General features: G+C 61.8%; 10 protein-coding genes and 1 pseudogene. 10 read left to right on the top strand and 1 reads right to left on the bottom strand.

Features of this window, described 5'->3' with window-relative positions; genetic code table 11:
• The 9 genes and pseudogenes from INT12_RS27080 to INT12_RS27045 form a co-directional block, all read left to right on the top strand.
• On the top strand, positions 1-1,017 hold a 1,017-nt coding region (locus INT12_RS27080), incomplete at its 5' end, for an S-type pyocin domain-containing protein (RefSeq protein WP_193040983.1).
• 1 nt (position 1,018) lies between these two features.
• Positions 1,019-1,501: a DUF6392 family protein gene (locus INT12_RS27075; protein ID WP_017849686.1), complete on the top strand. Its 483-nt coding sequence runs from the start codon at positions 1,019-1,021 to the stop codon at positions 1,499-1,501.
• A gap of 5 nt (positions 1,502-1,506) precedes the next feature.
• Positions 1,507-1,611 (top strand): annotated as a pseudogene (locus INT12_RS31490) (type II toxin-antitoxin system RelE/ParE family toxin); the annotation flags it as partial.
• 3 nt (positions 1,612-1,614) lie between these two features.
• Positions 1,615-1,905 carry an addiction module antidote protein gene (locus tag INT12_RS27070; RefSeq protein ID WP_046485673.1) on the top strand — a complete coding sequence of 97 codons (291 nt, stop codon included), beginning with the start codon at positions 1,615-1,617 and terminating at the stop codon, positions 1,903-1,905.
• Positions 1,906-2,001: 96 nt separating this feature from the next.
• Positions 2,002-2,397, top strand: coding sequence for a DUF2946 domain-containing protein (locus INT12_RS27065; protein WP_046485671.1), 396 nt, complete (start codon positions 2,002-2,004; stop codon positions 2,395-2,397).
• Positions 2,398-2,444: 47 nt separating this feature from the next.
• Entirely contained in the window at positions 2,445-2,927 is a 483-nt protein-coding gene (locus tag INT12_RS27060) for a copper chaperone PCu(A)C (protein ID WP_046384861.1), read from the top strand.
• A gap of 11 nt (positions 2,928-2,938) precedes the next feature.
• Positions 2,939-3,364 (top strand): DUF2946 domain-containing protein, encoded by a 426-nt coding sequence (locus INT12_RS27055; RefSeq protein WP_108526128.1) that lies wholly within the window; start codon positions 2,939-2,941, stop codon positions 3,362-3,364.
• Positions 3,365-3,457: 93 nt separating this feature from the next.
• A complete protein-coding gene (locus tag INT12_RS27050; RefSeq protein WP_026140374.1) occupies positions 3,458-5,533 on the top strand; it encodes a TonB-dependent copper receptor in 2,076 nt (691 codons plus the stop codon).
• A 116-nt stretch (positions 5,534-5,649) separates the two neighbouring features.
• Positions 5,650-7,020, top strand: a complete 1,371-nt coding sequence (locus tag INT12_RS27045) for a PepSY-associated TM helix domain-containing protein (RefSeq protein ID WP_193040982.1) — start codon at positions 5,650-5,652, stop codon at positions 7,018-7,020.
• 75 nt (positions 7,021-7,095) lie between these two features.
• Here the strand turns inward: INT12_RS27045 and INT12_RS27040 are convergent, their stop codons facing one another.
• Positions 7,096-11,703 carry a DUF4329 domain-containing protein gene (locus INT12_RS27040; RefSeq protein ID WP_193059094.1) on the bottom strand — a complete coding sequence of 1,536 codons (4,608 nt, stop codon included), beginning with the start codon at positions 11,701-11,703 and terminating at the stop codon, positions 7,096-7,098.
• Positions 11,704-12,179: 476 nt separating this feature from the next.
• Here INT12_RS27040 and urtA point away from each other — a divergent pair, with 476 nt between their 5' ends.
• Positions 12,180-13,445, top strand: a complete 1,266-nt coding sequence (gene urtA / locus INT12_RS27035; protein ID WP_104904031.1) for an urea ABC transporter substrate-binding protein — start codon at positions 12,180-12,182, stop codon at positions 13,443-13,445.
• Positions 13,446-13,576: the final 131 nt, after the last annotated feature.

Below are 13,576 nucleotides of genomic sequence, written 5' to 3'. Positions count from 1 at the left end.
AGCCCTGAACACGCGACAAACTTTGGCACCACGGCCGTCATGGCTTCGACCGGCACTGCGGGCGCTGTCGGGAGGGTCGCCGGAACACTCGGCAGCGACCTTGGCGCCTGGGCCATACGAGGACTGGCCGGAGCCAGTTCAGCACTCAACGTCGTGCTGCTGGCTTTTTGGCCAAGGGATATGGGTGATTCGACGCTCTACACCCCAGAACAACTGGCAGGTATGCGCTCGGCCAGTACGCGAGTGCGGTTTCAGTTTCGCCAGGATGAATCAGGTGAACTACGCGTCTACGGCATACATACCAAGCCTGAAAGTGGCGCTGATCGTGTGTCTGTTGCGCAAGCCAGTTGGAATGCGGACAAGAGCGCGATGGTCGCGGTGCTAGATGGCATCAGCATCACTTGGACGCCGAACAACGGGCCGGTGGTCAGTACGCCGAGCCCGTATCCGGGTACACCGGAACGCTTGGATAATTTGTTCGTTCATCCGGTTGCGGTGGGGCAGGAGTCGGCAATCAGTCACTACCCAGGTCAGGATGCAGAGGATGTTACCTGGCAGGACACGATCATTACGTTTCCTGCTGACTCGGGTATGCCGCCGTTGTATTTGGTGTTTGCCAAGCCAGCGGTCAGACCATTGGAAGTCGATATCTATGGTGCGTTCAACGGACGACTACGTAAGGGGCTGCATGTGGATCATATGCCTTCGCAGGCGGCAATAAGACGTCATCTCGAACGCTATGCAATAAGCTTTACAGAGAAGCAGCTTAAGGACACGTTAAATAATGCTGCAAGCATTGCGATTCCGTCTCACATCCACCAGAAGTTTAGTGAGACCTACGGCTGGCGAAACACGGAGGAAAAACAGGCGTTAGATGCTGGCGATCTTCGTCATGCAGTAGACAGCAATTTCGATGCTATCAAGCCATACCTTCTGGATCACGGCTTCGCCGAGTCTGATCTTGAGATGGCGCGTACTCAAATGCATAAGGTCAACGAAAATCAGGGGTGGTACTAGAATGGACGCAGTAAAAATCAATCGTTTGGTGAGAGGCTTGGGCAGCACTTACAACGATTTTATTGCCGCGGGCTTACTTCTCGTAGGGTCGATAAAACCTTTATTTGCAGATAGCCAAAATACCCATTTCATCCATAAGCCGGAACCAGGCATTGAGCTTTGGTTTTGGGCTGAAACCATGCGGTTAGAGCGCGTCGTTTTTTGCCTGATTGCACTGGCGGAGGGAGAGCCCAAGTACGCGGGTGAGCTACCCGCACCATTCGGCCTATCGATGAACCAAGAGAGTATCCATAACACACTTGGGAAACCGCACGAGTCCAAAGGGCCAGTGAAGTTACCGCTGCCGATTGGGACTACAGGAGGATGGGATTCCTATCGTCTCAGTTTGGAGTTTCACTCGAACGCGAGGGTGGCTGCGCAGTATTTACCAGATAAATCCGTATGTGGTTTAGCGTTCACTTTGGTTGACATGGGCCGTGATTGACCGGAGACAAGGTGGTTTATCTGCTGCTGATGGGCGGCGACAAATCAACACAAAGCCGAGACATCCAGCGTGCAATACACATGGCAAAAAATCTTGGCCGCAAGGAGTGACTTATGAGCGAATCCTTTACCCGTTTTGATGCCGCAAAATATCTCAAGACTCCTTTTGAGATGGCCGCCTATCTGGATGCTTGCTTTGAAGAAGATGCTGGCGACGGTCTGTTGATTCGCACAGCGCTGAACGATATCGCTCGCGCCCAAGGCATGACCCAAGTCGCTCGCGACGCCGGCCTGGGGCGAGAAAGTTTGTACAAAGCCCTCTCCAGCACTGGCAATCCCGAGTTCGCGACTATCATGAAAGTCATGAAAGCGCTGGGCCTCAAGCTTCACGCCACCGCGCTCTGACACACTGCGACACCAAACCACACCGCCACTTTTTACTTATCCCCCCCGATCAGGCTAAATACCCGCCTGATCGTTTAACCCTACGGATTGTCCGCCATGGCCCGTCAACGCTTTGCAATCGTCTGGATCGCCTGCTTTGCAGTGCTGTTCAACGCCTTTGCCATGCCGCTGGCCGGGGCGATGCAGCAGTCCAAGGACCCCGCGCAGCAACTGTTGTGGGGCAGTTTCTGTTCGTCCAATGGCGCCAGCCTGAAAACCGTTGCCCTGGGCAAGTTGGACATTCCGGCACCGGCGCAGGACGATCATTCCGCCATGCAGCATTGCTGGTGTTGCTCGGGCTCGGCGCCGTTGGTGGCGTTGCCGGGGCATGTGCCGCAGTTGTATGTCACGCGGTTCGAGGCGGCGCAGAGCCTGCCGCCACCGTCATTGCAGTCCCCGACGCCGCGCCAGCAATGGCCGAGCCTTAACCCGCGCGCCTCTCCAACGGTCTGATGGTCTTCGCAAGTGAACTGCGTTTAGAACCGTTCTGGAGAACTGCCATGCTCAAATCTTCCCTGCTTCTGGCCGCATTGCTGCTGCCGGTGTTCAGTGCTGCCAATGCCGACGACTTCAAGGCCGGCGACCTGCTGGTCAGCGATCCCTGGTCCCAGGAATTGCCCCCCAACGCGCCGACCGTCGCGGCCTACTTTGTGGTTCACAATACCGGCGAAACCCCGGACCGCCTGCTCAGCGCCAAGACGCCAGTGGCGGACAAAGCCGAACTGCATGAGCATGTGATGCAAGGCGCATTGATGAAGATGCAACAAGTGCCCAGCGTTGCCGTGCCGGCCAAGGGTGACTTGACCTTCGCGCCCATGGCCTATCATGTGATGTTGCTGGGCCTCAAAGACCGCAGCGTACTGGCCGACGGCAAGCACTTCCCACTGACCCTGACCTTCGAAAAAGCCGGGGACGTCGAGGTGCAAGTGTCCGTGCAGAAAGTCCCGCCGATGGCGCCCCACGAGCATAAACACGGCGAGTAGGCCAACACTTGATGGGCGCCCCTCGCGCCAGGTTGTCCGCGCCGCGCCGCAGGCCCGTGAGCCTTAAGCGCGGCAGTTGGATCAGCCTGTTCGCCATGCTGATGATCTTTATCGGTCCGCTGATTTCCCAAGCGATGCCGATGAATCAGCACGCCGGTATGTCCATGAGCATGTCCATGGACATGCCCGAGTGCCACGGCGAACCGCAACACCGTCCGCCTCAAAAACAAGCCCCCGACGAACACCACGTCCTCTGGGAAAAGTGCGGCTATTGCAGCCTGCTCTTCAGTTGCCCGGCACTGCCCGGCAGCGTGTCCTACCTCACCCTCGGCGCCCCATCGCCGGCCAACGCCCTCATCCCCTCACCGCGCCTGGGCCATGCCCGGCAGAGCATTTTCCCCGGCGCGCGCAGCCGTGCCCCACCCATCGCCGCGTAAGCACTTGACACCGTTACTTCACCCCGGCCGACGTTAGACAGACAGCCACAGGCTGCTGGCCGTGTTGTTTACGATTGATAGATGGAATTTTTCATGTCCAGGTTTTCTGCTGACACCCGTTTGGGAAGCACTCCCGTGTTCGCCGTTCTGTGCGGCGCGCTCTTGATGCCACAGGCCCATGCCGATACCGATGAGCACGCCGAACACGAACTGAGCCCCACCGTGATCACCGCGATCGCCCCCAGCTCGCCGCTGACCGTGGTCACCAACCCGAAAGACCCGCGCCAGCCGGTGCCCGCCAGCGACGGCGGCGACTATCTCAAGACCATCCCCGGCTTCGCCCTGGTGCGCAACGGCGGCACCAACGGCGACCCGGTGCTGCGCGGCATGTTCGGCTCGCGCCTGAACATCCTCACCAACGGCAGCATGATGCTCGGCGCCTGCCCGGGCCGGATGGACGCGCCCACCTCGTACATTTCCCCGGAAACCTACGACACACTCACCGTGATCAAAGGCCCGCAAACCGTGCTCTGGGGCCCGGGCGCGTCGGCCGGCACCATCCTGTTCGAGCGCGAGCCCGAGCATTTCGGCGAACTGGGCACGCGGCTCAACGCCAGCGTGCTGGCCGGCTCCAACGGGCGCTTCGACAAAGTCATCGACGCCGCTGCCGGCGGGCCCCTGGGTTACGTGCGGGTGATCGGCAACCAGGCACACGCCGACGACTACAAGGACGGCAACAACGACACCGTCGCCTCGCGCTACGACAAGTGGAACGGTGACGTCGCGGTCGGTTTCACCCCCGACGCCGACACCCTGCTCGAACTCACCGCCGGCCGCGGCGATGGCGAGGCGCGCTACGCCGGGCGCGGCATGGACGGCTCGCAGTTCCTGCGCGAAAGCCTGGGGCTGCGCTTCGAAAAATCCAATATCGGTGAGGTGCTGGACAAGGTCGAGGCCCAGGTCTACTACAACTACGCCGACCACGTCATGGACAACTACAGCCTGCGCGTCCCGTCGGGCACCGGGATGATGGCAGGCCCCATGGCCTCCAACGTCGACCGCCGCACCCTCGGCGCGCGGATCAAGGCGACCTGGCGCTGGGCCGACCTGCAACTGATCGGCGGTCTGGATGCGCAGACCAACGAACACCGCCAGCGCAGCAGCATGGGCGTCGACACCTACAAGGATTTGCCGCGCAACAAAGACGCCAACTTCCATAACTACGGCGTATTCGGCGAACTGACCTGGTACGCCGCCGACCGCGACCGCCTGATCACCGGCGCGCGCCTGGACCGCGCCTCGGCCCGGGACTTCCGCCAGACCATCGGCTCAGGCATGTCGGCACGCGCCAACCCGACCGCCGACGACACCCGCGCCGACACCCTGCCCTCGGGCTTCATGCGCTACGAGCACGACCTGGCAGACACCCCGACCACGCTCTACGCCGGGCTGGGCCACGCCGAACGCTTCCCGGACTACTGGGAACTGTTTTCCCCCAACACCGGCGCGGCCGGTTCGGTCAACGCGTTCGATGGCGTGAAACCGGAAAAAACCACCCAGCTCGACTTCGGCGCGCAATACAAGACTGCTGACCTCGAAGCCTGGGCCTCGGGATACGTCGGGCAGGTGCGCGACTTCATCCTGTTCGACTACCGGACCGGAATGATGGGCACCACGTCCCAGGCGCGCAACGTCGACGCACGGATCATGGGCGGCGAACTGGGCGCGGCGTACAAGCTGACCCAAAACTGGAAGGCCGACGCCACCCTCGCTTACGCCTGGGGCAAGAACAGCAGCGACGGCAAGCCCCTGCCGCAAATGCCGCCGCTGGATGCGCGCCTGGGCCTGACCTACAGCGAGGACGACTGGAGCGCCGGCGCCCTGTGGCGAGTGGTCGCCGCGCAAAACCGCATCGACCAGAACAAAGGCAACGTGGTCGGCAAGGACTACGACAAGAGCGGCGGCTTTGGCGTGTTCTCGCTGAACGCGGCGTACCGCATCAATAAAAACTTCAAGGTCAGCACCGGCGTCGACAACCTGTTCGGCAAAGCCTACGCCGAGCACTTGAACCTGGCCGGCAACGCCGGGTTCGGCTACCCGGCCAACGATCCGCAGGCCATCAAGGAGCCGGGGCGCACGCTCTGGACCAAGGTCGACATGAGCTTCTAAAACATCGGGATCAGCCCCCTCCCACACTTGAAATGCACTTCAAATGTGGGAGGGGGCTTGCCCCCGATGGCGGTGTAACTGACCCCAAAAAAACAAAACCTTGCGGAGCCCCCCTGATGAGCACACAAAAAATCTCCTTCTACAACCTGGCCTGGCGTTGGCACTTCTACGCCGGGCTGTTTGTCGCCCCCTTCATGGTGCTGCTGGCCCTGACCGGCATCATCTACCTGTTCAAGCCCCAGCTCGACCCGCTGATGTACGGCCACCTGCTCACCGTCCCCGCCGCCGAACGCGCACTGAGCGCCGACGAGCAACTGCAACGCGCCAAGGCCGCCTACCCCCAGGGCCGGCTCAGCAAATACCTGCCACCGGCCGACGCCACCAGCAGCGCACAGTTCGTCATGCACGACGGCGGCCGCGAAATGACGGTGTTCGTCGACCCGTATCGCGGCACCGTGCTCGGCACGCAGGACGCGAAAAACAACCTGCAAGCCATCGCCCGCGCCCTGCACGGCGAGTTGATGATCGGCACCGTGGGTGACCGCCTGGTCGAGCTCGCTGCCGGTTGGGGCGTGATGCTGGTGATCTCAGGCATGTACTTGTGGTGGCCACGCGGCAAGTCATCGTCCGGGGTGCTGTGGCCGCGCTTCAACACCCGTGGCCGTGTGTTCTGGCGCGACTTGCATGTCGTCACCGGTTTCTGGGGCGCGGCGTTGTTGCTGGTGATGCTGCTCAGCGGCATGGCCTGGACCGGCTTCTGGGGCAAGCAATACGCCGACCTGTGGAACCGCTTCCCGGCGGCGATGTGGAACAACGTGCCGACCTCCGATCAACAGGCGCGCGTGCTCAACACCTCGACGCAACAGACCGTGCCCTGGGCCATGGAAAACACACCGATGCCGGTGTCCGGCGACCATGCCGAACACATGAACCACGGCGCGATGCATGCCGCCCCCGCCGCGCCCACCATCAGCCTGCAACAGGTGGTCGACCTGGCCACCTCGCGCAAGGTCGAGCCCGGCTACAGCATCACCCCGCCCACCACCGCCGAGGGCGTATTCACTGTCTCGGTATTCGCCAACGACCCGCGCAATGACGCCACCCTGCATGTGGACCAGTACACCGGCAAGGTCCTCGCCGATGTGCGCTGGGAACACTACAACGGCGTGGCGCGGGCGACCGAGACCGGCGTGATGTTGCACGAGGGCAAGATGTTCGGCTGGGTGAATCAACTGATCGTGCTGCTGATCTGCCTGATGATCCTGCTCAGTGCCGTCAGCGGCGTGGTGATCTGGTGGAAACGGCGGCCGGTGGGTGGCCTCGGAGTGCCGCCGTTGCGTCATGACCTGCCGAAGTGGAAAACCGCGATGGTGATCATGCTCGGGCTGGCGATCGCCTTCCCGTTGGTGGGCGCGTCGCTGATCGTCGTGTGGGCGCTCGATCGCCTGCTGCTGTCGCGGCTGTTTGCGCAGCCTTCGCGGGTTTGACGTCCGGGTGCCGGTCAAGTGCCGCCGGGGAGCGGGCGATCCACGGCGGCCGGCTTGGTCAGCGCCGCGCCGTTGTCAGAGTTCGTCTTTGTCCCGGCCGTACAGCACGGCTTGCGGGTCCGGCTCGGCGAGTACGTCCTTGACCTGCCATTCCGCCCCCAGCGCCCCCGGTCGCGTCCAGAAGGTATCGGTTTCCAACACACTCAACGTGCCGGCCGCGCGCAAGCCGCTGACCAGCACGCTGGGCGAAGGCGACGAGTCGACACTCAGCAGTCGCGTCTCGTCCGCCGTGAACCCCGGCACATACTTCAGGAGCGCACCGCCGCGACACGCCAGGTAGACACTCTCGGCGACCGGACGGTTACTGCGGATGATGTCCAGGTACAGGCGCAGATCATTTTTGTCGGCAAAATTGTCCAGCAACCGCTGATCCAGCGACGATAGATTCAGGCCCAAAGGGATGACTTTGTAAAACGCCTGGAGCGCTTTGATGGTGTAGAAGAACAGCGGATGATCGGGGGTGATATCAAAGCCGAGATGACCGAACCAGAACAGCTGTGAAATCGTGTCCACCAACCACGCACGGTGGTCCTCCACCGGCTCAAGCGCCACGAGCCCCCGCGCCTTTGGCGGCGCCAGCACGGCGCCGAGGTATTCGCGGCCCTTGAAGCCGCCCAGCTGTTTTTCGGCCCAGCGCGCGGCGTCGTCGGCATGGCCGAACAGCGGCCCGCAAAAGGACAGGAAGTGTGGGTTGTCCTGGGCGGGCCAGGGCGCGGCCTTGGGTTGCCACTGCGCGGTGACGCTTTGTTCCTTGCCCCACACCGTGCTCCTGACACGCACATACAAGTCGCCCTTGGTCGCGAGCCCGCGCACGTAGTCGGCGACGCTGGAGGCGCCTTCGAGCAACTGCGGTCCGAGCGTTCGGGCCTCGCTGCTCAGCGCTTGCCGCTCGTGCCTTCGCAAGGAATACCTCAGCAGCGCGCCGTCGGCGCACAGCAGGTAGAGCGGCAGGGCACCGTTGCCGGCCAGGTTGCTGAGAAAATTGACCGCGCCGGCCAGTACCTGGGGCGAGAAGAAACTCAGCGCCATGTCATCGCTCGTCGGCGCAATCGCCACGGTGGAGGCGCACAGATACAAGCCATCCAGCGTATACCCCTGGGGCAACAGGCCATCGACGAAGACCTGTTCGAAACGCGTGTAATCGGCGCGCACCAACGGCAAGGTCGTCATGTACAGGTTTTTCCGCGCATCCTTGAGTACATAACCGAACTGCACCTGTGCCTGGGGCGACGACACTCGCTGCACATGACGCACGGCGTCGTAAGCCTGGGTAAAGAGCGGACCGCACGGCGCATCGGCAAACACCTGCTTGATCGCCAGCGCCGCGACCTCGGCCAAGTCCGGCACGAACGGCCCGCTCAACCGTCGCGGGTGGCCCCACAGGCGGTTGCCGTTGACCACCCGCAGATCGCCGGCCTTCGCCACCTGCGTGACGAAGTCGACCGGGAGCAGCGCTCCGCTGCGCAGTTGCCGTTCGACTTCATTGTCGGCCACATCCCCCCTGACCAGGTTCAACGGCGCCAACGTCAGCTTGAGCGCCTCCTCCTCCGCCGACCCCGTCAGTTGATAACGCAGGATGCCCCCCTCGGGGCCAAACACATATTCGCGCTTGATGTGGACTTCACGGAACAGCAGGTTCGACAGCACGCTCGTGGGCAACATGCTCTGATAGACCGCCTTTTGCGTGGCCGACAACAGTATCTGTGTCTCTTGCTTGAGCACCGAGCGGTAACGCGCGACGATGATACTTCCCGGCGGGTACAGCCCTTGCGCGATCGCCGGGTCGGGATAAATCCAGTTCAGCGCAAAGCCCTGAGGCGGCACCACCAGCGGATCAGTCGCGACGAACACACCATCGGGCAGCCTGAGCAGGACGCCGCCATAGGTGCGGCGCCGGCCCTCACCGACAATGCCCGCGGCATACCGTGCCGCATCGTCCGGGTTGGCAAACGCGGGCCCCACGCGACGGCGGGTCAGGTGTTCGTAACCCGTCCAGGTGCGCGACACCCGCCCTTGCTGGTCCCAGCATTGGCTGGTACGCACCACGTAGAGCTCGCCGCTGTTGGCCCACTCCCTGACAAAGGTCTGCGTCGTCTTTTCACCGGAGGCCAATGCGCTGGCGGCCTGTTCAAAGGCACTTTCCACCGGCCCGCCGCCGCCCACGCGAAATGGCAGCGCGACGAATCTCAACAGGCCCCCCTCCTGCGTTGAAAAGTACACCGGCAGGTTTCTACCGCCGTTGTACTTCACCCCTCTGCGCTGGCTCTCGTACAGCGCCTCGTACAACACCATCGGCATCACAAAATAGCGGGTCAGCCAGGCACTGGATGGCGACAGCCCGGTCGGTTGCCATTGCTGCGAACGAAACAGCCCGCAGAGCGAAAACCCAGCGGGAAACCGATAGTCATTGTCTTCTGTCGGTGCAAACACGCTGTTGAGATTGAACAGCTTGACCCGTTCATTGACGCCCACCACCTCGGTGGCCAGGTACAACGCCTTGTCCCGGTGCTTGAGGATAAACGCAAAGTACGCCTGCTCCGGCAGGTTGCGCCCATGGACCCGCGCATGCAGATCGCGGGCGGCTTCGTCTGCCGTGCCGAACAACGCGCCATAGGTCACATAGTCGGGAGCGCCGGTTCTGGGCGCGTACTCGAAAGAGGGCGTCCAGTCTTTATAGATCGGCGAACGCGGGCCCCATAACACATTGCCTTGGATCACCCGCAAGTCACCCGCCTCAGCCAACCGGGTGACCCACAGCGCGGGTTTGAACAGACCGCTGTCCAACCGTTTTTGCAGCACGCTGCCGGCCGGTTGCGGCGCAGCGCCGGCAGACACCAATGCCTCATGCGTGGAGCCGCTCGGGGTGTACGCCAGCAGGCAGTCCTCGGCAGCCGACATATACGCCGGGCGCCCCGACTGGATCACATCGTAGATTTGGGCGGTGCCAAAAATCTGCAGGTTGATGAGGGCGTCTTCGCGCGTCCAGTTGCGCTGATTGACCCAGCCGGGGTCGACCATCGACAGCGCCGGGTGGGAGCCGTAGCGGCCGTGAATCGCGTAAGCCTCGGGTGGGATCAACGGACCGGGTAGCTCCGTCGGAAAAAACAGCCTGAGGGCAAACGGGTTGGCGTCGCTGGCCAGGGGCTGGGTGATAAAGAAGCGGCCTTCTTTGTCCTTGAGTACATAGCCGCCGTAGGTTCGCTCACGTCTTGGGCCGATCTGCTCGTGGGCATACACCGCTGCGTCGTGGGCAGAAATAAAGGGCGGGCTCAATACCGCCGGATAGAAACCGTTCAACACCGCCGAACGGTTGTCCAGCGGGCCGACGACACGCCAGAGCAAGCCGGCCTGGACCACTGACACCGACGTCGCGGCAATCACCCGGCGCACATAGTCACGCGGGCTGAGGCTGCCGGCCTTCAGCGCGGCCTGGGCGCCATTGTCACCGAGCACGCCATCGTCGCCGGTGTTGACCAGCGCACCGGCATCACTGGGCGCTGGCACCTTGAGCTCAAGCAGTGCGTCATCCGAGGTTTCGATGTAAAGGCGCAAACCTCGGCTTTTGTTCTGTATGTCCCGGGTCGCTTCTGACTGCACGATGGCCGCCACCAGCTCCGCAGGGGTCGGGAATGTGGCATACAACCAGGACTCGTTTTCGGGGATGTCCGTTGGCGTGGCTTTAGAGCGGTAGTAGAGGGCTTCGAGCCGAAAGTTGGAGGGCAGCTTCAGTTTGCCGGAGGCTTGCTCGGGGAAGAGCCCGGCGGCAGAGAACAATGCCTTGGGCGCGAGCTCGGGGTAGGTCGCGATGTAACTTTCGCTTTGGGTGTGTTTCAGTACAAACCCGAAGGCATACTCGCCAGCCGCCGACGCCGACAGGGCTAGGGCCGCCATCACGGCCAATTCAGGCTGTGCGAATACCTGGGTGAAAAATGGCTGCTCCTGGGTCACTTGCGTCACGGCGGCATTGACTCTCCAACCCCGCTTCATCTGCCCACGCACGCCTCCCCATTGGCGGTTGGGCACCACTACCCGCAGGTCGCCGGCATCGGCGGTCATCCAGATCAATGACTCCCGATCCGTAGAAGCCGGGAACGGCTCCTCGCCGAGAAGGCGCTTTCTCAGCAGGACCTCCGCCGCCGAACCCGAGGTTGTGTACTTAAGCAGCGAGCCCTCGGGGCCGCACAAATAATGAGCGCGGACCGAGCTGCGATGCTCAATGATAAAACTCAGGTCCGCAGGCGAAAAAAAACTGATCATCATCGAAGCATGATCATCGCTAATCCCGGGGTTTCTCGCTTTCACCTGCTCCAGGTTCGGCGGGTGAGAATGGTAAAGCGCCTCGCAACTGTAGCCGTTGGGCGCGATGAAGTTGTCGTCGGCATCCGTGGCCAGCAAGATCCGATGATCGAAGGTCAACTGCTGGTCAGCGATTGGCGTCGTGGCGAAGTAGCGGTTGCCTTGTTTAAGAATGGCACCCCCGTATTCCTTGTCGGCCACCGAGTAGTCGATCCGCTCATAAGCCCAACGGGCGGCATCGTCGGCCGACATAAACAACGGGCTGAGCGCCGGAAGGACCGGTATATGTCCAGGGGTTTGTTGCGGCAGTTCCGTAAAGTCATTCATGTTTCACCTCATCGAAGAAAGCGTGCGTCCTGGCAAATAATCGCCGTGACGCACCCCTTCAAAGATGGAGTACACCGCTCGTTCAGAGACGGTAGATAGGTATGACTTATTTAGGCCCTGTACGAAAAGTACTGTCACAAACACCCAATCGCACACGCCAGTGAGGCCATTACTGCATCGCGTTTCGCGAGCTTGTCAAAGCGCGTATCGATGTGGCGGCTCTCCCGTGTATTGAATGCAAAGCGCGAATCCCGGAAGACCCGGACAGCAGCGTGGCACCGCATATTCATGCCCTCTTTCGGGGCTCCCGCCTGCACGACCCTGCGACCGCGAGCCAAAGCGGTGCGCCAGGCTTGCCCGCGACACCCTGCGTGACGATTTAAGTGGAGGTTTCGGGCCTTAGGCACAGGCCTTGCTATGCACTCTTCAGCTTCCAACTCTGCCACTAAAAAAATCAAATCCCCGGAGATCGCACCATGAAGCGTCGTAGTTTGCTCAAGGCTTTCACCCTATCGGCATCGATTGTCGCCATGGGCATGACCTGGACTGTGCAGGCCGCCGAGACCATCAAGGTCGGCATCCTGCATTCGTTGTCCGGCACCATGGCCATCTCCGAAACCTCGCTCAAAGACATGGCGTTGATGACCATCGACGAGATCAACGCCAAGGGCGGTGTGAACGGCAAGATGCTGGAACCGGTGGTGGTAGACCCGGCGTCGAACTGGCCGCTGTTCGCGGAAAAGAGCCGGCAGTTGCTGACCCAGGACAAGGTCGCCGTGGTATTCGGCTGCTGGACCTCGGTGTCGCGCAAATCGGTGTTGCCGGTGTTCGAAGAACTCAACGGCCTGCTGTTCTACCCGGTGCAATACGAAGGCGAAGAGATGTCGCCGAACGTGTTCTATACCGGTGCGGCGCCGAACCAGCAGGCGATCCCGGCGGTGGAATACCTGATGAGCGAAGAAGGCGGCAGCGCCAAGCGCTTCTTCCTGCTGGGCACCGACTACGTGTACCCGCGCACCACCAACAAGATCCTGCGCGCGTTCCTGCATTCCAAAGGCGTCGCGGATAAAGACATCGAAGAGGTCTACACCCCGTTCGGCCACGCCGATTACCAGACCATCGTCGCCAACATCAAGAAATTCTCGGCGGGCGGCAAGACCGCGGTGATCTCCACCGTGAACGGCGACTCCAACGTGCCGTTCTACAAAGAGCTGGCCAACCAGGGCCTCAAAGCCACCGACGTACCGGTGGTGGCGTTCTCGGTGGGCGAAGAAGAACTGCGCGGCATCGACACCAAGCCGCTGGTGGGCAACCTCGCCGCCTGGAACTACTTCCAGTCGGTAGAGAACCCGGTGAACACCAAATTCGTCGCCGACTGGAAAGCCTACGCCAAGAAACACAACCTGCCGGGCGCGGACAAAGCCGTGACCAACGACCCGATGGAAGCCACCTACGTGGGCATTCATATGTGGGCGCAGGCGGCGGAGAAGGCCAAGTCCACCGACGTCGACAAAGTGCGTGAAGCCCTCGCCGGCCAGACCTTCGCCGCGCCGTCGGGCTTCACCCTGACCATGGACAAGACCAACCACCACCTGCACAAGCCGGTGATGATCGGTGAGATCCAGGCCGACGGGCAGTTCTCGGTGGTGTGGCAGACCCAGGAACCGATCCGCGCACAGCCATGGAGCCCGTACATTCCTGGCAATGACAAAAAACCTGATTACGCCGTGAAAAGTAACTAAGCCCCGCCACGGCCCCCTGTGGGAGGGGGCTTGCCCCCGATAGCGGTGGATTAGTCAGCACATGCATTGCCTGACCCACCGCTATCGGGGGCAAGCTCCCTCCCACATAAAGCCGATGCGCGCACGATCAG

It is taken from the genome of Pseudomonas sp. K8 (assembly GCF_014889455.1).
GTDB lineage: Bacteria > Pseudomonadota > Gammaproteobacteria > Pseudomonadales > Pseudomonadaceae > Aquipseudomonas > Aquipseudomonas veronii.
This window is presented reverse-complemented; position numbering and strand designations above follow the sequence as displayed.